This window comes from Rhizobium sp. YTUHZ044 (assembly GCF_051123975.1).
GTDB lineage: Bacteria > Pseudomonadota > Alphaproteobacteria > Rhizobiales > Rhizobiaceae > Rhizobium.
Window position 1 is genome coordinate 1 of record NZ_CP101430.1, and the last position, 22,009, is coordinate 22,009.

General features: G+C 61.2%; 24 protein-coding genes. 19 read left to right on the forward strand and 5 right to left on the reverse strand.

The features are described 5' to 3' along the window. The 3 genes from repA to repC all read left to right on the forward strand — a co-directional run bounded on the left by repA (position 1) and on the right by repC (position 3,708). Positions 1-1,218 (forward strand): plasmid partitioning protein RepA, encoded by a 1,218-nt coding sequence (gene repA / locus NL154_RS29430; protein WP_210633519.1) that lies wholly within the window; start codon positions 1-3, stop codon positions 1,216-1,218. Continuing rightward, positions 1,215-2,204, forward strand: a complete 990-nt coding sequence (gene repB, locus NL154_RS29435) for a plasmid partitioning protein RepB (RefSeq protein WP_434734593.1) — start codon at positions 1,215-1,217, stop codon at positions 2,202-2,204. Before repA ends, repB begins: the two co-directional genes overlap by 4 nt. A gap of 199 nt (positions 2,205-2,403) precedes the next feature. Continuing rightward, entirely contained in the window at positions 2,404-3,708 is a 1,305-nt protein-coding gene (repC, locus tag NL154_RS29440) for a plasmid replication protein RepC (protein WP_434734594.1), read from the forward strand. A 75-nt stretch (positions 3,709-3,783) separates the two neighbouring features. On the opposite strand, the gene NL154_RS29445 is transcribed toward repC, so the two are convergent. Together NL154_RS29445 and NL154_RS29450 are read right to left on the reverse strand one after the other, a co-directional pair. Next, the gene (locus NL154_RS29445) at positions 3,784-4,107 is read right to left on the reverse strand and encodes a type II toxin-antitoxin system RelE/ParE family toxin (RefSeq protein ID WP_221123305.1); all 324 of its coding nucleotides are present in this window, start codon (positions 4,105-4,107) and stop codon (positions 3,784-3,786) included. Then, on the reverse strand, positions 4,107-4,388 hold the full coding sequence (locus NL154_RS29450) for a type II toxin-antitoxin system Phd/YefM family antitoxin (protein WP_210633523.1): 282 nt from the start codon (positions 4,386-4,388) through the stop codon (positions 4,107-4,109). Before NL154_RS29450 ends, NL154_RS29445 begins: the two co-directional genes overlap by 1 nt. 208 nt (positions 4,389-4,596) lie before the next feature. Here NL154_RS29450 and NL154_RS29455 point away from each other — a divergent pair, with 208 nt between their 5' ends. The 14 genes from NL154_RS29455 to NL154_RS29520 all read left to right on the forward strand — a co-directional run bounded on the left by NL154_RS29455 (position 4,597) and on the right by NL154_RS29520 (position 16,548). Continuing rightward, entirely contained in the window at positions 4,597-5,589 is a 993-nt protein-coding gene (locus NL154_RS29455) for an LLM class flavin-dependent oxidoreductase (RefSeq protein ID WP_210633524.1), read from the forward strand. Positions 5,590-5,614: 25 nt separating this feature from the next. Continuing rightward, on the forward strand, positions 5,615-6,964 hold the full coding sequence (locus tag NL154_RS29460; protein ID WP_434734595.1) for an LLM class flavin-dependent oxidoreductase: 1,350 nt from the start codon (positions 5,615-5,617) through the stop codon (positions 6,962-6,964). 17 nt (positions 6,965-6,981) lie between these two features. Continuing rightward, positions 6,982-8,181, forward strand: coding sequence for a M20 aminoacylase family protein (locus NL154_RS29465; protein WP_210633526.1), 1,200 nt, complete (start codon positions 6,982-6,984; stop codon positions 8,179-8,181). Beyond that, positions 8,178-8,732: a GNAT family N-acetyltransferase gene (locus NL154_RS29470; protein WP_210633527.1), complete on the forward strand. Its 555-nt coding sequence runs from the start codon at positions 8,178-8,180 to the stop codon at positions 8,730-8,732. The genes NL154_RS29465 and NL154_RS29470 overlap by 4 nt, the downstream gene beginning before the upstream one ends. A 35-nt stretch (positions 8,733-8,767) precedes the next feature. Then, on the forward strand, positions 8,768-10,543 hold the full coding sequence (locus NL154_RS29475; RefSeq protein ID WP_210633528.1) for an amino acid ABC transporter permease/ATP-binding protein: 1,776 nt from the start codon (positions 8,768-8,770) through the stop codon (positions 10,541-10,543). Between the two features lie 91 nt (positions 10,544-10,634). Next, complete coding sequence (locus tag NL154_RS29480; protein ID WP_221158187.1) at positions 10,635-11,579, forward strand: ABC transporter substrate-binding protein; 945 nt, start codon at positions 10,635-10,637, stop codon at positions 11,577-11,579. A 72-nt stretch (positions 11,580-11,651) separates the two neighbouring features. Further along, positions 11,652-12,590 carry an ABC transporter substrate-binding protein gene (locus NL154_RS29485; protein WP_221147223.1) on the forward strand — a complete coding sequence of 313 codons (939 nt, stop codon included), beginning with the start codon at positions 11,652-11,654 and terminating at the stop codon, positions 12,588-12,590. Between the two features lie 15 nt (positions 12,591-12,605). Continuing rightward, a complete protein-coding gene (locus NL154_RS29490; RefSeq protein ID WP_221147222.1) occupies positions 12,606-13,640 on the forward strand; it encodes an LLM class flavin-dependent oxidoreductase in 1,035 nt (344 codons plus the stop codon). Positions 13,641-13,707: 67 nt separating this feature from the next. Continuing rightward, a complete protein-coding gene (locus NL154_RS29495; protein WP_210633532.1) occupies positions 13,708-14,304 on the forward strand; it encodes a 2-hydroxychromene-2-carboxylate isomerase in 597 nt (198 codons plus the stop codon). Between the two features lie 120 nt (positions 14,305-14,424). Then, positions 14,425-14,985: an FMN reductase gene (gene msuE / locus NL154_RS29500; protein ID WP_210633533.1), complete on the forward strand. Its 561-nt coding sequence runs from the start codon at positions 14,425-14,427 to the stop codon at positions 14,983-14,985. A 10-nt stretch (positions 14,986-14,995) separates the two neighbouring features. Next, complete coding sequence (locus NL154_RS29505; protein WP_210633534.1) at positions 14,996-15,193, forward strand: hypothetical protein; 198 nt, start codon at positions 14,996-14,998, stop codon at positions 15,191-15,193. 121 nt (positions 15,194-15,314) lie between these two features. Next, positions 15,315-15,485, forward strand: coding sequence for a hypothetical protein (locus tag NL154_RS29510; RefSeq protein WP_210633535.1), 171 nt, complete (start codon positions 15,315-15,317; stop codon positions 15,483-15,485). 161 nt (positions 15,486-15,646) lie between these two features. Continuing rightward, the gene (locus NL154_RS29515; protein ID WP_210633536.1) at positions 15,647-16,228 is read left to right on the forward strand and encodes an RBBP9/YdeN family alpha/beta hydrolase; all 582 of its coding nucleotides are present in this window, start codon (positions 15,647-15,649) and stop codon (positions 16,226-16,228) included. Between the two features lie 11 nt (positions 16,229-16,239). Continuing rightward, positions 16,240-16,548: a hypothetical protein gene (locus tag NL154_RS29520; protein WP_221164462.1), complete on the forward strand. Its 309-nt coding sequence runs from the start codon at positions 16,240-16,242 to the stop codon at positions 16,546-16,548. Between the two features lie 97 nt (positions 16,549-16,645). Here NL154_RS29520 and NL154_RS29525 read toward each other — a convergent pair whose 3' ends face one another. From NL154_RS29525 to tauA, 3 genes are read right to left on the reverse strand one after another with little or no spacing between them, the layout of a single operon-like run. Continuing rightward, a complete protein-coding gene (locus NL154_RS29525; RefSeq protein ID WP_434734596.1) occupies positions 16,646-17,500 on the reverse strand; it encodes an ABC transporter permease subunit in 855 nt (284 codons plus the stop codon). Then, entirely contained in the window at positions 17,497-18,285 is a 789-nt protein-coding gene (locus tag NL154_RS29530; protein WP_434734597.1) for a taurine ABC transporter ATP-binding protein, read from the reverse strand. The genes NL154_RS29525 and NL154_RS29530 overlap by 4 nt, the downstream gene beginning before the upstream one ends. Before the next feature lie 56 nt (positions 18,286-18,341). Then, positions 18,342-19,355 carry a taurine ABC transporter substrate-binding protein gene (tauA, locus tag NL154_RS29535; RefSeq protein WP_210633540.1) on the reverse strand — a complete coding sequence of 338 codons (1,014 nt, stop codon included), beginning with the start codon at positions 19,353-19,355 and terminating at the stop codon, positions 18,342-18,344. Between the two features lie 201 nt (positions 19,356-19,556). On the opposite strand from tauA, the gene NL154_RS29540 reads away from it, so the two are divergent. Both NL154_RS29540 and NL154_RS29545 read left to right on the forward strand, forming a co-directional pair. Beyond that, positions 19,557-20,927: an FAD/NAD(P)-binding protein gene (locus NL154_RS29540; RefSeq protein ID WP_434734598.1), complete on the forward strand. Its 1,371-nt coding sequence runs from the start codon at positions 19,557-19,559 to the stop codon at positions 20,925-20,927. A gap of 135 nt (positions 20,928-21,062) precedes the next feature. Beyond that, on the forward strand, positions 21,063-21,758 hold the full coding sequence (locus NL154_RS29545; RefSeq protein WP_210633542.1) for a GntR family transcriptional regulator: 696 nt from the start codon (positions 21,063-21,065) through the stop codon (positions 21,756-21,758). Positions 21,759-22,009: the final 251 nt, after the last annotated feature.

Consider the following 22,009-nt stretch of genomic DNA (forward strand, 5'->3'; position numbering starts at 1 on the left):
ATGCCGACCAAGGCCGCGATAGTTGAGAAAGCCAGAAGAGCGAGTCAAGTCTCGATCGACGAGACGATTGCGCAGGACTCGACGATGCTCAGCAGCCAGCTCCAGGTGCTGTTCGAGCGGTTGTTTTCGCCCGATGCCCGCAAGTCGCTGCGGCGGTTCAGCAGCACCGAGGCCGCCAAGCTGCTCGGCGTCACCGACAGCTATGTTCGTCATCTCACTGCCCAGGTGGAAAGCATCAATCCTGAAAAGACGTCCGCCGGTCGCCGTGTCTTCTCGCTCGAAGAAATCCATGCGATGCGCCAGCATCTGGGGCGCACCAAACCATCCTATCTGCCGATGCGCCGGCCGGGCGATCATCTCCAGGTGATCGCCGTCACCAATTTCAAGGGCGGATCCGGCAAGACGACAACGTCAATCCATCTGGCGCAGTTCCTGGCGCTGCGTGGCTATCGCGTGCTCGCCGTCGACCTTGACCCGCAGGCGTCGATGTCGGCGATGCTCGGATATCAGCCGGAGTTCGATGTCGGTGAAAACGAGACGCTTTACGGCGCCATCAAGTATGACGAGACGCGCCGTGACGTGGCCGACATCGTCCGCCAGACCTATTTCCCCGGTCTCGATCTCATCCCGGGCAATCTCGAACTGCACGAGTTCGAGCACGATACGCCGAAGGCGCTGGCCGACAGCAATCGCGACGACAAGGACATGTTCTTCATGCGGGTCGGCAATGCGCTGCATTCGCTGGAGCAGAGCTACGACGTCGTCATCATCGATTGCCCCCCTACCCTCGGCTTTCTTACGCTGTCTGCTCTCTGCGCTGCCACTGCCGTGCTGATCACCGTTCATCCACAGATGCTCGACGTGGCGTCGATGAACCAGTTCCTGACGATGACCTCCGACCTTTTGGCCGTCGTCAAACAGGCCGGCGGCAATCTCGAATATGACTGGATGCGTTATCTGATCACCCGCTATGAGTCCAATGACGGTCCGCAGGCGCAGATCGTCGCCTTCCTGCGCAGCCTGTTCGGCGAGCGCGTGCTGACCTCGATGATGGTAAAGTCAACGGCGGTTTCGGACGCTGGCCTGTCCAAGCAGACGATCTACGAGGCGGGCCGCGAGACGATGCATCGCCAGACCTATGACCGCGGCGTCGAATCCGTCGACAACGTCAATGCCGAGGTCGAGCAACTCATCCGCAGTGCATGGAGCAGGACATGAGCCCAAAAGGTCGCGATATCCTGAAGAGCATGGTTGGCGCCGTCGAACCGGCACGGCCGGAGACGCCAAGCGCGCCACCGCCGCATCGGCCGTCGGGTGCGGTCAAGGCGATGAACCTGTCGCTGGGACGGTTAGGAGAGGAAGCAGCGGCCGCCAAGGCCCTGCGTGAGTCCCTCGCCTCTGGCGACAAAGTGCTGGAGATCGATCCGGCTGTCGTCGAAATGTCCTTTATTCGTGACCGCATCCCGGTCGACAAGGATCCCGAGTTCGAGCGATTGAAGCAGTCGATCCAGGAAAGCGGACAGCAGGTTCCGATCCTTGTGCGTCCGGACCCGGTAAAGGCCGGGCATTACCAGGCCGCCTATGGCCACCGGCGCTTGCGTGCGGCCGCGGAGACCGGTGTTGCCGTCAAGGCCGTTGTGCGCAAACTCACGGATGAAGAGTTGATCCTTGCGCAGGGTCAGGAGAACGGCCCGCGTGTCGACTTGAGTTTCATCGAACGGGCGCTGTTTGCGCGACGCATGGATGAGCATGGCTTCAGTCGCGACATGATTGCCCAGGCGCTGGCGACGGATAAACCGGAAACGTCACGGCTGCTGCAGGTGGCGCAGACGATCGATCCCGAGATTATCCTTGCCATTGGACCTGCGCCCAAGGTGGGGCGCCCCCGCTGGCTGGCCTTTGCCGAAAAATTCAGGGAGACAGGTGGGCGGAAGAAGGTGCAGGCCGCAATCGCCGGCGCCGCTTTCCAAACGCTGGAGAGCAATAGCCGCTTCGATGTCACCTGGAAGGCACTGGAGGAGAAGGGCGCGCCGCAGCGGGTCGAGCAGACGCTTCGGACGCAAAGCGGCGGGACGCTTGCTTCGGTGAGCCGCTCGGGCATGAGCTTTCGCATCACCGTTAAATCGGCGGCATTTTCTGATTTCCTGGCTCGGCGGTTGGCAGGTCTCGCCGCCGAATTTGAAGAGGAAAATAACGGAAAATGAGGCAGTTTAACTGATTGTCAGCTGACAATTTGAACAGGAGATAACGCGCAAAAGAAAAAAGCCCCCGAACGTCACCGTCACGGAAGCTTTCCTCGTAGTCTTGAACACCTCCGAGAATCGCACTTCCGAGAATCGCTGTCAAGAGTTTTTGGCGCCGTTCAGGCGAGCAGATTTCTGTTGCCTCGTCGAGGTGGAAGATATGGAAACCGGAAGTATAACGACGCCCTTTGGGCGGCGGTCGATGACGCTTGGAATGCTCGCAAACCAGGTCATGGCAAGCGAGATCAAGCCTGATCAGTCGGTCGACAAATGGAAACTGTTTCGCGCGCTGTGCGAAGCAAAGCCGTTGCTCGGCATCACCGATCGCGCGCTTGCGGTGCTCAACGCGTTGTTGAGCTTTTATCCGAAGAACGAACTGGCCCAGGAAAACGGCTTGATCGTCTTCCCGTCGAATATCCAGCTGTCGCTCCGAACGCATGGCATGGCCGAACAGACGGTGCGGCGCCATCTTGCGGCACTTGTCGAGGCGGGGCTCCTGTTGCGCAAGGACAGTCCCAACGGCAAGCGCTATGTCCGCAGGGACAGCGCAGGGGAGGTCAACGAGGCCTTCGGCTTCTCGCTGGCGCCACTGCTTGCCCGGGCCGAGGAGATCGAGCAGCTCGCTGCCGAGGTGATGGCGGAGCGACAGCACGTCCAGCGCTTGCGCGAACGCGTCACCCTTTGCCGCCGTGATATCGCCAAGCTGATCGAAGCGGGCGTCGAGGAGGACGTGCCAGGGGATTGGCAGGGGCTGTATCAGGAATTTCGGGACTTGGTCGAAGGCCTGCCGAGGTCGCCGACGACAGCCCAGATCGAACAGCTGCTGGATGAATTGACGGCACTTCGGGCGGAGATCCTTAACCGGCTGCAAACTCAGATTAAATCAACAAAACAGCGCGGCAATGCCCATTATATCGAGCGTCACATACAGAATTCAAATCCCGAATCCACTTCTGAACTTGAACCAAGCTTCGAAACGAAGCAGGGCGCAGCGGCGGAGCAAGACAATGGGCGAGGGGTCGTGACGACGGAAGGGAAGAAGCACGAGGATGCCGAGATGACCAAGCTGGAGGAACGGCAAGGCGGGGGACCGGGCGGTCGCCATAATGCTGGCGGCCTGAAATCCTTCCCGCTTGGCCTGGTCCTGCAGGCCTGCCCGGAAATCCTGGCCTATGGGCCGAATGGCGTGATCGGCAACTGGCGCGAGCTGATGAGCGCTGCCGTCACGGTTCGATCGATGCTGGGCGTCAGCCCGTCAGCCTATGAGGAGGCGGCAAATGTGATGGGCGCTGAGAACGCTGCGACCGTGATGGCATGCATCCTGGAACGCGGGGGCCACATCAATTCAGCCGGCGGTTATCTTCGCGACCTGACGCGGCGAAGTGAAAAGGGAGAATTCGCGATCGGCCCGATGCTGATGGCGCTCCTGCGGGCAAATGCGCCGGCCGGCCGAAAGGCTGGATAGGTCTCGGCGGCTGCCGGTGGTCGGGTGGATGCCGGCGAAGCATGTCAAAACGGAGGAGGGACGATGTGGAGAATTTCAGCGGATAAGCCTTCGCTCGAGGAAAGCCTGCATGTCGCGGCGTCCGTCCACCACGCAATAGACGACGACGTCGGTGCCGATGATGCGGTAGATCATACGCCAGGGTTTATGGTGCAGTTCCCGGTATTCGGAGATGCCGATGCTGGCCAATTCCCTTGGGATATTTCTGCGGGCGGGGAATTCTTCGAGATCGGCACAGGCGCTCTCGATTTCCGTCAGGATGCGTTCCGCCGTTTCGGTGCCGTCGCGACCGGCGATGAAACGATAGAGATCCTCGACGTCGCGCTCCGCGCCTTCGGCGAAAAGAACACGATAAGGCATCAGGACTGGCTGTCGGCCAGACGCTTGCGAATGTGCGCGAAGGATTCCGCAGCGGGGCGCGTCTTGCCTTCCTCGACTTGCCGATTGGTAAGCGCCAGCACCTTCAGGAGCGCCAAGGTCTCCTGTGTCTCTTCATACTGGCCGACATCCTGAAGGATCGCCTTTGCCTCGCCGTGAAGGGTTATGACGACAGGCTGCGGGTTGTCCTTCAGCGTCCGGATGATTTCGGGCGCGTGCGCCTTGAGATAGCTGATCGGCTTGACCCGTTCTGACAGCTTCATGCGATTACTCCCTTTCGACCAAAATATAGATCATCAAATGGTCGATTGGAAGAGCTCAACCGGCGATCCCAGCACGCCATCGGAGCGTTCAGGCGCGCCTGCTTTTTTCCCCTCAGTGGCTGCGAAAGAGAATGTCATTTCTTATAACAAAGTTTGTCTACTGATTTTATAGAGTAAGTTTTGCAACCATTGAGCGGATCGCGGCGTCATGACTTACCTCCTCAGCCTTCTCGACAAAAGCCCGATCGAACAGGGCCTTTCCGCCGTGGACGCGTTGAGGGCGACGGTGAAGATCGCCACCCGGGCCGAGGAACTCGGTTATCACCGATTCTGGGTCGCCGAACACCATAACATGTCCAACCTGGCGAGCTCCGCACCGGAAGCGTTGATCGCCTACCTTCTCGCCAGGACCTCCAAGATCCGCGTCGGCTCCGGCGGCGTCATGCTGCAGCATTATAGCGCCTACAAGGTTGCCGAGACCTTCAATCTACTGGCTTCGCTCGCGCCCGGCCGCGTCGATCTTGGAGTCGGCAAAGCGCCGGGCGGTTTCCCGCTATCGACGCGGGCTCTGCAGCTTGCCGTCGATCCGTCTAGGAAGCCGGATTTTGCACGCCAACTTTCGGACCTCAATACCTATCTCGCCGCCGACCCCAACTACGACGGCGCGCAGGCAACGCCCTTTCCGCCGATGGCTCCTGAACGTTTCCTGCTCGGCGCCAGTGTCGAAAGCGCCGAACTCGCTGCCGAGAAGGGCTGGCAGCTCGTCTTCGCCGGCCACCTGAACGGCGATCCTGACAATCTCAGCAAGACTTTCGCGGCCTATGAGCGGGCATCCGGCGGCAAGCGCCCGATCCTGGCGCTCGCCGCCTTTGCCGCCGAAAGCGAGGAATATGCCCGCGAGCGCGTCGGTAGTCTGCGCATCGTCAAGGTGTTCCTGCCGAGCGGCCAGACCGTCAATGTCGGCAGTGAGGAGCAGGCAGCCGAATTTGCCCGTCAGGCGGGCGTCACCGACTACCGCATCGAGGAAAAGGTGCCGAGCGTGCTCCACGGCACGGCCAAGCAGATCCGCGGGGAACTGGACCAGCTTCACCGCCGGTACGGCGTCAAGGAGTTCGTCCTCGACACGCCGGCGCTTTCAACCGCCGACCGCCTTGCCTCGATCGAGCTGCTCGCCGCCGAGCGGCTGTCCCTCGTCGCCTGACCCTTTTCAAGGAGGATCGAATCCCATGACTCAGAAACACGTCACGTTCGGCATCATGCTGCAGGGGCCTGGCGGCCATATGAATGCCTGGAAGCATCCGAGCGGGCCAGCCGATGCCAGCGTCAATTTCGACTTCGTCGTCGAAACGGCACGCAAGGCGGAGGCTGCCGGCATCGCCTTTGCCTTCGTCGCCGACGGACTTTATATCAACGAACACTCGATCCCGCATTTCCTCAACCGGTTCGAGCCGATCGCCATTCTCTCGGCGCTGGCAGCCTCCACCTCGAAGATCGGGCTTGTCGGCACGGTCTCGACCTCCTACAGCGATCCCTTCACCATCGCCCGCCAGTTCGCCTCGATCGATCTCATCAGCGGCGGCAGGGCAGGGTGGAATGCGGTGACCTCGCCGCTCGAAGGCTCGGGGCGCAATTACAGCCGCGAACATCCCGAGCACGAGCTGCGCTACGAGATCGCCGAGGATTATATCGAAGCGATCAAAGGCCTCTGGGATTCCTGGGACGACGATGCTTTCGTGCGCAATCGCGAGACTGGCGTCTTTGTCGATAAGACGAAGATGCATCGGCTCAACCATAAGGGCCGTTTTTTCCGCATCGAGGGGCCGCTCAACATCGGCCGTTCGAAGCAGGGCCAGCCCGTCGTCTTTCAGGCCGGTGCTTCGGATTCCGGTATCCGGCTTGCCGGCAAACATGCCGATGCCGTCTTCACCAATGGCGGGCCGTTCGATGAGGCGCAGACCTTCTACCGGCAGCTCAAGGACAGCGTGATTGCGCATGGCCGCAGTGCCGCGGAAGTCGGTATCTATCCAGGCACCGGGCCGATCGTCGGAGCGACGCCCGAGGAGGCGGAAGCCAAGTACCAGGCGATCCGCAATCTCGTCACGATCGAAGAGGCGCTCCTCTACCTCGGCCGCTTCTTCGATCATCATGATTTCAGCGTCTACCCGCTCGACGATCAGTTCCCTGAACTGGGCGATATCGGCAGGAACAATTTCCGCGCCACCACCGATCGCATCAAAAGGACAGCACGGGAAAAAGGGCTGACGCTGCGCCAGGTCGCGCTCGATTCAGCAACGCCGCGCACTGCCTTCATCGGCACTGCCGAGCATATCGCCGACGAGATCATCCGCTGGGTGGATCATGGCGCCGCCGACGGCTTCATCCTCGGCTTTCCCGTCATTGCCGAGGGCTTCGACGATTTCGCCCGATATGTCCTGCCGATCCTCACCGAGCGCGGCTATTTCGATCCCGTCCTGAAGGGCGAGACGCTGCGCGACCATCTGGGCCTGCCCTTCCGCGAAAGCCGCTATGCGACCGCTACGGATGAGCTCGAACGCGGAAAGGCTGTCGGCGCCTGAGGCGCCGGCGAACCGCCATGGACGTCATCGCTCAGAACCCGTGCAGCAACGATCCGGTCGAGAAGGGCATCGCCTGCTATCTCGATGAAATCATCGCGCTGCGCCATGATCTGCACCAATATCCCGAGCTGGCGTTCCAGGAGCTGAGGACCAGCAAGCTCGTGGCATCCCGCCTTTCCTCCTGGGGCTATGAGGTGGCGACGGGCATTGCCGGCACCGGCATCGTCGCCACCCTCAGGCGCGGCGAAGGCAAGAGGCGCCTTGGCATCCGGGCCGATATGGACGCGCTGCCGATCGAGGAGGCGACCGACCTTGGCTATGCCAGCAGCAACCCCGGCGTCATGCATGCCTGCGGCCATGACGGGCACACGTCCATCCTGCTGGCGGCTGCCCGCTATCTCGCAGAGAGCGGCACTTTCAACGGCACGCTCCGGCTGATCTTCCAGCCGGCGGAAGAGATCGGCGCGGGCGCCCGAAAGATGATTTCGGAAGGGTTGTTCGAACGTTTTCCCGTCGATGCGGTGTTCGGGTTGCACAACTGGCCCGGTGTCGCGGCAGGTCAGTTCGGCTTTGTCACCGGCCCCGCCATGGCGTCGGTCGACCAGGCGGTCGTCAGGATCATCGGCAAGGGCGGCCATGGCGCCGAGCCGCACCGCGCCGTCGACCCGGTGCTGGCGTCGGCCTCCTTCATCACCGCGCTCCAGAGCGTCGTCTCGCGGAATGTCGATCCGCAGGACATGGCGGTCGCCACCGTCGGCTCGATCCATGCCGGATCCGCCTCGAACGTTATCCCGGAAAGCGTGGAGATGAAGCTCACCATGCGGGCCTTCAGCGAGACGGTCCGCCAGCTGCTGCAGGAGCGCATTCCGGCCCTTGCCCGCGCCCAGGCCGAAAGCTTCGGCGCCGAGGCTGACGTGAACTACCGGCTCGGTTTTCCGGCGCTCATTAATCACGCAAAAGAAACGGCCTTTGCCCGCGACGTCGCCTATGACGCGCTCGGTCTTGCCGCGATCGAGAAGGATTTCCGGCCGAGAACCGCAAGCGAGGATTTCGCCTTCATGCTGCAGGCCAATCCCGGCAGCTATCTCTTCGTCGGCAATGGCGACAGCGCTCCTCTCCACAGCGCCCATTACGATTTCAACGACGCGATCATCGCGCCGGCCGCCCGCTATTGGGTGCGCCTCGCGGAAACCTTCCTCACTGAAGACAACGGGTGATGAACGATATGAGCGATTCGTTTCTCTATACGACCCCTCTCGATCCCCGCGCCAAGCCGCTGATCGATGAGCTGATCTACGAATATGACAGCCGCTACGGCAATTATTTCAACGCCGAGGGTGCAGCGGCCGAGCTCAACCGCTATCCCCCCGAGGCCTTCGCGCCGCCTCATGGCAATTTTCTGCTGTTGATCCGGAATGGTGAAACCATCGGCGGCGGCGCCTTCAAGCACTATGACGATCGCACGGCCGAGTTCAAACGCATCTGGACGCGCTCCGATCTGCGCCGCCAGGGCCTCGCGCGCAAGGTTTTGGTGGAGCTGGAAGCCCAGGCCGCGCGCCAAGGTTATGGCAGGATCTATCTGACGACCGGTTTCCGCCAACCGGAGGCCGTCGGCCTTTATCTGAATTATGGCTACACCGCGCTCTTCGACACGGCTGCCGACCCCGAGATCTACAAGAGCCTGCCCTTCGAAAAGGACATCACCCATCTCGCTGCGCCGGCTTTCGAAAGCGAACCGCGCCTGAAGGTGGCCGGCGCAAGTCTCTGAAACGGCAGACCGACAATCATAAAAGGGAAACAACAATGGCACTGACGACGGATTTTGCAGGCCTCGAGCCCGCCAGCGGGACGGCAGAACCGAGGCAGGACACTTCCCGTTACCGCATCGTGCCGGCCCGCCATCCCGAGCGGCTGGCGGGTACGATATTCGCCGCTGTCGTCATCGTCGCGGTGCTCTATTCCACCTTCACCAATCCGCGTTGGGGTTGGGGCGTCTTTGCCGAATGGTTCTTTGCCGAACCAGTGCTCGTCGGCCTTGGCAGGACATTGATCCTGACTGCGCTCGCCGCCGTTTCCGGCTCCATCCTCGGAACGGCTCTGGCGCTCGCCCGTGTTTCCAAGTCGCCGCTGCTATCAGGCCTTTCCTGGGGCTATATCTGGCTGCTGCGCTCGATCCCCATGATCGTGCTGCTCTTGATCTTGAACAATCTCGGCTACCTCTACGAAACGATCAGGATTGGGGTTCCCTTCACCGACACTGTCTTGTTCAGCTATCCCACCGTGCAACTGCTGACGCCTTTTGCCGCTGCGTACCTTGGCCTCACGCTCAACCAGTCGGCGTTTTTCGCCGAGATCGTCCGCGGCGGCATTCTGTCGGTGGATCATGGGCAGCTGGAGGCCGCAGCCGCGCTCGGTCTGCCGCGCCGCCGCCAGGCTTTCCGCATCGTGCTACCACAGGCCATGCGCTCCATCCTGCCGACCGGTTTCAACGAGCTCATCGGATTGGCAAAAAGCACATCCATGGTTTACGTGCTGGCGCTGCCGGAGCTCTTTTACACGGTCCAGGTCATCTACCGCCGCAATCTCGAAGTCATTCCGCTGCTGATGGTCGCGACGGTCTGGTATCTGATCATCATGACCGTGCTCTCGGTCGCCCAGCACTATATCGAGCGCTATTTCTCCAGGGGCGCCGTGCGCAATCCGACGCCGCTGCCCTTCCAGGCATTCCTGGAGCGCTTCCGCCGTCCGCTGCCGGCCCTCGATAATACGACCGACAGAGCACGCAATCTCGGGTTCCATGACTCGACGGCACTGCGGACAGGCGGTGCGGTGCGCATCCACGCTATCTCCAAAAGTTTCGGATCGTTGAAGGTGCTCGATGGTGTCGAGCTCAACCTGGCGGCGGGCAGCGTGACGGCCCTCCTGGGCCCTTCCGGTTCGGGAAAATCGACTCTGCTGCGCTCTATCAACCATCTGGAACGTGTCGACGAGGGCTTCATCTCCGTCGACGGCGACTTCGTCGGCTACAGCAGGAAAGGAGATACGCTCTATGAGCTCAAGGAAAAGGATATCCTCAAGCGCCGCGCCGATATCGGCATGGTTTTCCAGAGCTTCAACCTCTTCCCGCATCTGACCGTTCTCGAAAACCTCATCGAGGCACCGATCCAGGTTCGCGGCATCGGCCGCGAGGAAGCCGTGCAATTGGCGCGGGAACTCCTCGCCCGTATCGGCCTCAGCGACAAGATCAACGCCTATCCGCGCCAGCTCTCCGGTGGCCAGCAGCAGCGCGTGGCGATCGCCCGGGCGCTGGCGCTCCGCCCCAAGGTTCTGCTCTTCGATGAGCCGACTTCCGCGCTCGATCCGGAACTCGTCGGCGAAGTGCTCGATGTCATCAAGGAACTGGCCCGCACCGGCACGACGCTCGTCATCGTCACCCATGAAATCGGTTTCGCCCGCGAGGTCGCCGACACCGTCGTCTTCATGGAAAGCGGCCGTATCCTGGAGGCTGGCCCTCCGGCCCGGATCTTTACGCAAGCGGAACATCCTCGAACACGCGAATTCCTCGCCAAGGTTCTCTAGCGCCGACAACGCTGGTGAAATGCCGGGCCGCGACGGGCTGCTCCGGTCGAATGACAACAATCACAACCTTAAGATGAAGTGGAGAAGGGGCATGACATTTACAAATAGAGCAAGGCTTCTGATAGCGGGAGCCGTCACTATTGCGGCGGTCGTTTTCGGTTCCGCTCAGGCGCAGCAGAAGTTCGATCTCAGTCCCGAACAGCCGAACCGGCTGCGGGTGGAAAAGAACGAGAAGCGCATCGCCGAAATCAAGGACTTCAAGTTCGTCGAAAAGGGCGTCTTCACTGTCGGCATCAGCACAAGCGGCAATCTGCCGCTGCACGACTACGCCTCCGATTCCAAGACCGTCATCGGCTATGACGTCGATCTCGCGCAGGCGATTGCCGACAGCCTTGGCCTGAAGCTTAACCTCGTGTCTGTCGCATGGGCCGATTGGCCGCTCGGGCTCACCTCCGGCAAGTTCGACGCGGTAATCTCGAACGTGACGGTCACGGAAGAGCGCAAGGAGAAATTCGATTTCTCGACCTACCGCAAGGATGAGCTCGGTTTCTACGTCAGGGCCGATAATCCGATCAGCTCGATCAAGCAGCCTAAGGATATTGCCGGTCTGAAGGTCATCACCGATGCCGGCACCAACCAGGAGAAGATCCTGCTGGAATGGGATCGGCAGAATGTCGCGGCCGGCCTGAAGCCGATCGAGGTGCAATATTACGACGATGACGCGGTCAAGGATCTTGCCGTCCAGTCTGGCAGGGCCGACGCCGTCTTCAGCGTCAACGCGACGCAGGCCTATTCAGCGGGGATCAACGGCAAGACCAAGCTCGTCGGCACGGTCAGCGGCGGTTGGCCGATCACCGCCGAGATTGCCGTCACCACACGCAAGGGCAGCGGACTTGCCGCACCCGTGACCAATGTCGTCAATGATCTAATCGCCAGCGGCGCCTATAAGAAAATCCTCGATGCCTGGAATCTCGGCCCCGAGGCGATCGACAAGGCGCAGACCAACCCGCCCGGCCTGCCGAAGAGCGGTTCATAACGTTCACTTGACGGACCGGCATGTGGGCCGGTCCGTCTCCTGCTTTTCGATGCAAACGGAGACATATCGACCGTGACGACCTTTCCCGCGATCCGCACCTTCTTCTACGCAGCGCTGACGGCTGCCTTAACCGGCTTCGGTGCAGCCCAAGCGGCAGGGGAATTCGACCTCAGCCCGCAGCAGCCGGGCCGGCTTCATGCCGCCAGGAACGATGCGGCGATCGCTGCGATCCCGAAGGATTTCAAGTTCGTTACACCTGGCAAGTTCACCATCGCCGTCAGCCCCAGCGGGCCTCCGCTTGCCACCTATGCCACCGACGCCAAGACAGTGGTCGGGGCCGATCCCGATTATGCCTATGCCGTCGCCGACAGTCTTGGCCTGACGCTGGAGATCGTTCCGGTCGCCTGGATCGACTGGCCGCTCGGTCTGACTTCGGGCAAATACGATGCCGTCATCTCCAATGTCGGCGTCACCGAGCAGCGCAAGGAGAAGTTCGATTTCTCCACCTATCGCCAGGGCCTGCACGGCTTCTTCGTGAGATCTGACAGCTCCATCTCCTCGATCAAGGAGCCGAAGGACGCGGCGGGCCTCAGGATCATCGTCGGCGCCGGCACCAACCAGGAGCGCATCCTGGTGAAGTGGAGCGAAGAGGACGTCGCCGCCGGCCTGAAGCCGATCGAACTGCAATATTACGATGACGAGGCGGCAAGCCTTCTCGCGCTTCGTTCCGGCCGGGCCGACGTCATCGTCCAGCCGCATGCCCAGCTCGTCTTCATCGCCGCGCGTGACAAGAACATCAAGCGGGTCGGCACGTTGAGCGCCGGCTGGCCGGATCGTTCCGATGTCGCGATCGCCACCCGCAAGGGAAGCGGCCTGGCGGACGCGCTGACAATCGCCACCAATGGCCTGATCGAGGATGGTACTTACAAGCGGATACTCGAACACTGGCATCTTTCCGAGGAAGCCCTACCGGCATCAGAGACCAATCCGCCCGGCCTGCCGAAATATTGATCCGGAAAGTATGACATGAGCGGCCGCAATATATCGATCAGCCATATCGGCTTCCTCACGCCCGGAAACTATCCCGATGACGATCCGCTGTCGGGATTGGAGCAGACGCTCCAGCAACTCCAGTATGGCGAGGAACTGGGCTTCGACAGCGCCTGGGTCCGCCAGCGGCATCTGGAGCCGGGGATTTCTTCGGCCAGCGCCTTCCTGGCGGCGGCGACGCAGCGCACCAGCCGGATCGAGCTCGGAACCGCGGTCATTCCGATCGGTTATGAAAGCCCCTACCGGCTGGCCGAAGACCTTGCCACAGTCGATGTTCTCTCGCGCGGGCGGCTGAACATCGGCGTCAGCGCCGGCCGGCCGCTGCATGCCGAGCTGATTGGCCCGCTGGCCTTCGACGGAGACTGGACGAGCTATGATTTGTCGCACGCGCGGGTGCTGCGCTTTGCCGACAATCTGCGCGGCAGCTATCTCGGCGACGAGCAGACCTTCATCAAGACGCCCTTTGGTCCGCAGCGGCCGCGTCTGCAGCCCTTTGCCAGGGGCCTGGTCGACCGCATCTGGTATGGCGGCGGGTCGCAGCATTCGGCCGAATGGGCCGGCCACAACGGTTTCAACCTCTTGACGGGGAATGTGATAACCGGGGAGGGGACGGATGACTTCTTCGTCGCCCAGTCCCGGCTGATCGATACTTATCGTGCCTGCGGAACCGCGCGCCGGATCGCACTCGGCCGCGTTATCGTGCCTCTCGACAGCGCCGATGCGGCAACGCGCCGCCGCTACCGCGATTATACCGATGGCCGGCACGAGCGGACGCTTTCGCCGCAGGGCGAGCGGCGTACCTTGTTCGCCCGCGATATCGTTGGCACGTCGGAGGAGATATTGGAGCGGCTTTTTTCCGATCCGATCCTGCCCGAAGTCAGCGAGCTGAGGCTGGAACTTCCTTACGAATTCGAGCACGAGCAATATCGCCAAATCCTCCACGACTTCGTGGCAACAATCGCACCCGAGCTCGGATGGAAAGCGCAATCCGGAACTCGGGCCGCTTCCTAAATCTCGCCAGACCGACGATCTGCGCCATTCGATGGCTGAACATTCACTTTACGAGGAACATTCATCAGTGACCAAAACGGTAGAATATTTCTTTTCGATCGGCTCGCCCTGGTCATACATTGGATTCAACGCCTTTACCGAGCTGGCGGCGCAGAACGACGTCCTCATCACGCCCTATTTGACGACAGTGGTCGAAGAAAACGGCGGCATTTTTTCGCGCAACCGCCCGGAAATCCGCCGCGCCTACTGGATTCGGGATCTCAAACGCTGGGCCCGTGTGCGCGGCAAGCAACTGTGGCTCGAGCACCGCCCCGAGCTCAGCGACCCAACACCGGCGTCCCTCTTCGTGATCGCCGCCTATCTCGACGGGCAGGATTGGGTCGGCGTGGCCCGTGCTCTGCAGCATGCCTTCTGGAGCGAGGCGAAGGATATAGGCAAGGCGGATGTGCGGGAGGCGATCGTGAACGCCGCCGGTTTCGACGGCGCCGCACTGCTCAGGCGCCAAGCCGACGACGATGTTCAGAACAAATGGTCGGCCGACCGCGTGCATGCGCGCGACAGCGGCGTCTTCGGCTTTCCGACCTACGTCCATGACGGCGAGATCTACTGGGGACAGGACAATCTGCCCTTCCTCGAACGTCATCTGCGCGGCGACAGGCCTTAGGCGCAATCAACCGGGCGAAGACGAATATTTTTTCACCCCGGCGAGCAAGGAGAGACGCCCATTCCTTTAATCTATCAATTTTATAGACAATAGTTGAAGCAATCACAGAGAGGAAAACTGATGTCAGGTTTCAAACTCGTCGGCATTGCTGGCAGCTTCAATCGTCCATCGAAGACACTGGCCCTCGTCCGGTATGTCGCCGAACGCGCAAGTGATCGATACGGCTTTACGAGCAAGACCTATGATCTCAATGATGTCGGTCCCTCACTGGGAAGCTCCTTATGGCGCAAAGACCTCGATGAGCAGGCGAGGCGCGTCCTCGACGAGATCGTGCATGCCGATGCCCTGATTATCGGCTCGCCGACCTACAAAGGCTCCTATCCCGGCCACTTCAAGCACCTCATCGATCTGATCGACCCGCACGAATTGCGGGCGAAGCCGATCATCATCACGGCGACCGGCGGCGGCGACCGGCATGCGCTGATGGTCGAGCATCAGCTTCGACCGCTGTTCGGGTTTTTCATGGCCCATACGCTGCCGACGGCCGTCTACGCCTCCGATCGCGATTTTATCGACTACGGGGTGTCGTCGGATGCGCTTTCGAACCGCATCGGCGAAGTGGTCGGGGAATTGGCGGCTTTCTTCCCCGAGGTAAAGCCGGCACTGGCGGCGGCCGAATAGGGTGGCCGCCATGCTCCGATCTCAGAAGGCGGCGCCGGACGATGCGGAAAGGCCCGAAGCGGGCGAGCAGATGTGGAGTGTCTTCGAATTCGCTCGGCGCTATCGCCTCGCCAAGCGGGAAGAGAACCGTCTGCTGATGCTCTATGGACCGAGCGCACCGCTTGGCGATCTTCTCGCCAACGCGCGACGTCATTCGCTGATTTCCTGATGCAGTTCGCCCACAAGTGCGCAGCGGTTTTGGCATTACGACATCAAAGGCGCTCCGCATAAATCCGATTTGATGCGATGCGCTTTCGCCCGAGAACATCAGTTCCAGACAGGAGATTCGCATGAAGTTTGATTTCCACTTCTGGCTGAAGCTCGCGATCGGCCGCTTCCTTGATCCGAAGCCAGCGCGAAAGTTTCAAAACGAATTGCTCATCCGCGACGAAGAGCGCGACCGGTCTGCACGCGAATACGAACTTCATTATTGGGGCGCTACACCCGGCCATTGGTATTGAGGAGGTGGTATGATGGCAATCGTCATCGAGACCGGCCTCCGCCGGCACGCTGCTGTAAGAGCAACGGGAAGCCTTATGTCGCGATTCCGGCATGCGGCCGGGGTCTGCACGATAGCGGGCTCATTCACATTTCTGTTCGCGCTGGTGATCGGGTTGATTCGATGAGTGATGTGCTCATTCTTCCCGGCCTGTTCGGTTCGGCTGAAGGACATTGGCAACAGCACTGGCTGCAGGACCAGCCGGGCAGTCGTTGCGTTACCCAGGACGATTGGGACCATCCGAACCTTGACCGCTGGCTGCTTCGACTGGAAAGTGCGCTCGAAGAGGCTGGCGAGGCCTATCTCGTTGCCCATAGTCTCGGATGCCTGCTGGCCGCCCGGCTCGCCGGACGGAGCGCGGCGCGCCGCGTGAAAGGGGCCTTGCTTGTTGCGCCATGCGACTTGGCGGTCACGGAAATTCTGCATCCGGGGCATATCTCGTTCGGCGAGATGCCGACAGCGCCTTTGCCTTTTCCTTCCGTCGTCATCGGCAGCATGAATGATGCTTACATGGCCGTCGACCGGTTGACCCTGTTCGGCCGCCTGTGGAACGCCGAGACCAGGAATATCGGCCTTGCCGGACATATCAACATCGCGAGCGGCTTCGGCCGTTGGCGCAACGGTTACCGGCTGCTGGAAGGCTTGAAGACGCAGGCGCGGGGTCGACATAATATCGCTTCCGCGTCGCCGGCCTTTGCGATGTGAATGGAGCCGGAATGTCCGATATCGTCGCCGATCTCCTGCGCCTGAGCGAAGATCCCAATGCCGACCCGAGAAGCAGGCGCCGGCAGACGATGGAGCGGCTGGTGCATGCGCTCCTTCGCATGACCGATAGCCAGGTTGGACCGGAAGATGCGCACAGCCGCCAGTCACTCCTCCATCTGACGACGATCATCCGCGACATGACCACAAGGATCGCCGAGGCCGACGATGCGACATTCTCGGCGATTGTGAGGGAGGCGGCGATGCTGATACGCAGCCTGGAGCGTCGTCGAACCGATGCGGCCAGGTTTACGGTGCATTGAGACTGAGCGCGCCGTGCGTCTTTTCGGACGCACAAAGAATGCTGCTAACTCCCTGACTCTCCGCGTCGTAAATTGAAGGAGCCGCTGAATTGCCCGCTCAAAGCTTGCCTTTCCACGGAACGAGGAAGGCCTCGAGGAAGCGGATGGCGGCCGAAAATGTGAAGGCGCAGATCGCGATGATGGCGATGCCGACAAACACGACGTCAGTTGCCAGGAACTGCGAAGCCGACATGATCATGAAGCCGATGCCGCGGGTGGAGGCGATCAGTTCGGCCGCAACCAGCGTGCTCCAGCCGACTCCGAGCGCGATGCGGATGCCGGTGAGGATCTCGGGCAGGGCCGAGGGCAGGACAATGTCCAGGAAGAGTTGCAGCCGGCTTGCTCCGAGCGAACGGGCGGCATTGACGCGCTCGATCGGCAACGACCGAACGCCGGCCTGAGCCGAGAGGCAGATCGGTGCGAACATCGCAAGCACCAGGAGCGTGATCTTCGACGTCTCTCCGATGCCGAGCCAGATGATCATCAGCGGCAGGTAGGAAAGAGGCGGAAGCGGCCAGTAGAATTCGATCGGCGCGTCGAGCACGCCTTTTGCCCAGCGGTTAAGCCCCATGAGCAAGCCGAGCGGAATGCCGGCGGAGATTGCGATGAGGGCGGCGAGGACGATGCGAAACAGGCTCGCGGAGACATGCTCGAAGAGCGATGCCCCGGCATAACCGTCATGATAGATGACGCCGATCTGCGTCAGCACCTCGTCCGGGCGCGGCAGAAACAGGTGCGGAACGACGCCTAGCGCGGCGACGAACCACCACAGCAGCAATATGGCGAGGGCCGTGGCGACGCTGATGGCCACCGTCGATTTCTCGCCTGCGCCGAAGGCGGCCATTTTTACCAGCTTGACCTGGCGATCCTCGGTGTGAGCCGCAATCGGCGGAGCCTGTGTTATATCGCTCATGCGACGCTCCTCAAATCTTCGTTGCTGTGGAGAATGGCGCGTATCTGCTGGCGCAACTCGGCAAATTCTGGCGAGGCCTTGATCGAGCGGGCATCTCCTGTTTCGGCAAAGCGTGTGACGAAGTCGAGGTCGAAGCGGGCGACGACGCGCCCCGGCCGAGGCGACATGACGAGCACCTGCGTGCCGAGGAACAGAGCCTCTTCGATCGAATGGGTGATGAAGAAAACTTTCTTTGCCGTCTTGTTCCAGACGGAAACCAGCAATTCCTGCATCTGCTCGCGCGTCAAGCTGTCGAGCGCGCCGAACGGTTCGTCCATCAGCAGGATATCGGGATTGGTGGCCAGAGCCCGCGCGATGCCGACGCGCTGACGCATGCCGCCCGACAATTCGTAGGGAAAGGCGCTGGCGAACTCGTGGAGACCGACGAGCCGGAGCAGCTCCAGCGCCTGCGCTTGCCGCTCCTTCCGGCCTACGCCGACGAATTTTAGCCCGAGCGCGACATTGTCGACGACTGACTTCCAAGGCAGCAGCGAGTCCTTCTGGAAGACGACGCCGCGGTCGGCGCCCGGACGTTCGACGCTGCGGCCATCGAGCGTGATCCGGCCATCCGAAAGCGGAAGAAAGCCGGCAATCGCGTTAAGAAGGGTCGACTTACCGCAGCCCGAGGCTCCGAGTGCGACGACAAAACCGCGTTCGGGAATATCGAAAGACACGCGATCGAGCGCGTGAACGGTCCGCCCGTCGCGGGCGGAGAAGAAAACGCTGGCGTGATCGACTTTGAGCATAGGGGAACTCGCGCGTTAGGCGCCGGCGCGGCAAGCCGCGCCGGCGCCGGGGAGGATCAGTTTGTGGCGCCGGCGAGCGCGTCGACGGTGACGAAGCTGCCGTAATTGTCCAGCACGCCGGACACCTTGCCCTGCTCCTTCAGGAAGGATGCCGTGTCCTTGAGGATCTTGCCGGCCCCCGCCTTTTCTCCGCCGCCGAGCCAGGCGTCCGATGCCTGGACTTCGGGCGTAAGAAGCGTCAGGTTCTTCAGGGCCGAGGCCTGCTGCTCGGGCGTTCCGCCGAGAAGCTTGGCGAGTGACTTGGCATTGTCGCTGTCGGGACCCCAGGCGGCTTTGTCCGCCGCGAAGGATGCGTAGTATTTGGTGACGACCGAAGCGAAGCTCTTGAGGAAATCCGGATTGTCGGCGGCGAACTTCGAGGTCGCAACCCAGGCGGAAAAGGTCGGTGCACCCTTGTCCGCCACGTCCTTGGAGGTCACAAGGACCTTGCCGTTCTTTTTCAACTCTGTCAGCGCCGGATCCCAGACGAAGCCGCCGTCGATATCGCCGCGATTATAGCTGGCAACGATTTCCGGCTGGGGGATGGCGAAGACCTGGACGTCTTTTTCGGTCAGGCCCAGCGATTTGATCAGCGCCAGCAGCTGATAGTGATCCGTCGACACGGGCGCGGCGGCAAGCTTCTTGCCCTTCAGATCGTTCAGGCTTTCGATGCCGGAGCCGTTACGGACGACAAGAGCCTCGTCGATCCCCGAGATGGACGCCAAGTAGAAGGCTTTGACCTCGAGCCCGCGTGATACCGCGGCCGCGAACGGGCTGGAGCCGACATAGCCGACCTGGACATCGCCCGAGGCAACGGCGGCAAAGATCTCAGCGCCCGAATTGAACCTGCGGAAGTCGATATCGTATCCCGTCGTCTTGGCAAATTCACCATTGGCGATCGCGACCGATGACGGTAGCGCATCAGTTTGATAGCCGACGACGACCTTCTTGTCGGCCGCTTCAGCGACGACAGCCGTTGCAAGAGTTCCGACGCCGACGGCGATCGCGGCAATGAAATTTCTGAAATTCATCTTGAGCCCCTTTGTTCAGGGCCACATCCGGCCCTTGATCTCACCCTCAAAAGGGTAATGGTTGAGAACGGGCTAGCGGGAGGAATAACAAACTATATTTATAGACTATGGAGACATTTGTTTTCGTGATTCTGCCGCTTGCGCGGTCCCCGGAACGGGTGAGCGGCAGGAGCCAAGGTGCAGACCCTCAGGGAGAATGCGTTGATATACGATGTTATCGTGGTCGGTTCTGGGTTTTCGGCGATAGCCGTAACCTGTAATCTCATCGGGCAGCTTCCAGCTTCGGCGACGGTTGCCGTCGTTGGCGACGATCCCGGCTTCGGCCGCGGGACGGCGTACCGGACGGAACTCTATCTTCATCGTCTCAACGTGCCCGCTGGCCGGATGAGCCTGATGCCGCATCAGCCCGACGACTTCGTCGACTGGTTGAAAAATCGCGGACGGAGGCTGCAGGCCGGCGATTTCGCTTCGCGCAGCGATTACGGCCTGTATGTCAGGGATACGCTCGCGCAGCTGCTTCGGAAGCGGGACGGCCGCTGTCGGGTTGATTTCATCCGGGCCAAGGCAGCGGGATGCGTGGAACGTTGCAACAGCACTCTGGCCTTCCATCTCGGCACTGGCGACGAGATTGCCGGCAGGAACGTGGTGCTCTGCCTTGGCGTCGGCAACGCCAACCTGCCCATCGATCCGGCTGGCGTGCCACTGTCGGCGCGATCGCGGATAATCGAGAACCCATGGCGGCTCTCCTGGCTGAGACGTGTCGCATCGTCCGATACGGTCTGCATCCTCGGTTCCGGCCTGACGATGATCGATCAGGTTCTGGCTCTGCGCGCTCACGGCCATAGAGGCAGGATCGACGTGCTTTCGCGCCGCGGGCTTGCGCCGCTCGGGCATGCGAGGAAACTGCCCGCGCCTCTGAAGATCGATGTTGAGGCGCTTCCCGGTACGATCAGCGGCATATTGAAGTGCTTGCGGGAAAAGGGCAGGTCAGTCGACGACTGGCGGAGCGTGATGGATGGCCTGAGGCCTCAAACGCAGGCTCTCTGGCAACGGCTTTCCAGCAAGGAACGGGCCCGTTTCCTCAGGCATGCGCTTCCCTGGTGGAACATCCACCGTCACCGCGTCGCGCCTGACGTGTTCGACAGGTTCGACCAACTTGTCTCGGAGGGAACCGTTCGATTCCACGCCGGTTTCCTGAAATCGCTCGAGGCCGAGAAGGGCAGGCTCGTTGCCGGATACAGGGTCAGAGCGACACGCGATCTCGCCGCAATCAAGGCGGATTGGGTGATCAACTGCACGGGAATGGAGCGCGCCGGGATCAGCCATTCACCGCTTTTGAAGGAAATGAGCCGGTCTCAGCTGATCGCCGCCGATCCTCTCGGCCTCGGCATTCAGGTGGATGCCGCTTCCGAGGTCATAGGGCCATCCCGGATCTCGCCTGTCCGGCTGTTTGCGGTGGGAGCCTTGACGGCGGGACAATTCTGGGAAATTACGGCCGTCCCCGACATTCGGGTGCAGGCCAAAGCCGTGGTCGAAGAGATCGTCGCGCAGCGGCCGGCGGCCGAGTCATAGACCGGCTATCCCCAGTGGTCGGTTCGGTGCTTGTTGAATTGACAGCCGCCGACAGCTACAGTGCGTGGTACGCCATAATACGATTTCGAATTCGGCTGCCGCAGCGTGTGAAGCCGGTCAACACTGAGGTGCAGAATGAGCGGCGCTCTGAAGGACGCAACAATCAGGGTCGAGCGTCCTGCAAAGACATTGCGGGAATTGGCGCTCGACAAGGTCCGGGAAGCCATCGTGAACGGCTATTTTCGTCCAGGAGATCGGCTTGTCGAACGTGACCTCTGCGCCCAACTCGGCGTCAGCCGGACTGTCGTGCGCGAGGTTCTGAGACACCTGGAATCGGAAGGGCTCGTCGCCAATCTGCCGAACAAGGGACCGATAGTCGCCCAACTCGGCATCGAGGAAGCCAAGCAGATCTATGAGATCCGCGGTGCTCTCGAGGGCATGGCGGCGCGGCTCTGCGCGGAGCACAGCAGCCCCCAGATCGTCGCGGCGCTGGAAGAATCTCTGAACGAAATACGCAACAGCTATCGCGACAACGATATGGCGGGAGTGCTGACCAACACCTCTTCCTTCTATCAGACGCTGTTCACGATGGTTGACAGGCACGTTGCCTGGGGTGTCGTCAATCTCCTCACCGTGCGCATAAACCACTTGCGCTCGATGACGATTAAAACGGAGAGGCGCGGCATTGAAGGGCCGGCGCAGATGGCGAAGATCGTCGACGCCATCCGTCGCGGCGACGGCGAGGGGGCTTACCGGGCGGCGATGGATCATGTCGCTGCCGCGAGCGCGATTGCTGAAGCGGTGCTGTCGGCCAAAAAGTCAGCCGAGTAAACCCTGCAACCGCCGCAGCTTCCATTGGAAGCGGGCGAAGCATTCGCATCATCGATTTCTATCAGCATACGTGGTCAAGATGCCGGAGGGCCCACACTCCCGCTTGACACCCAGTTTGTCTGATGTGATGGTATGCCATAATAAATAATATGGCGTTGGCATGAGCTTGGATCCTTCCGGCTTTCAGCCTCCTTCAAAGCCCGTGGGCCGCCATGCGCAGGGGCTGTGTCAGCTGACAACAATTGACAGGA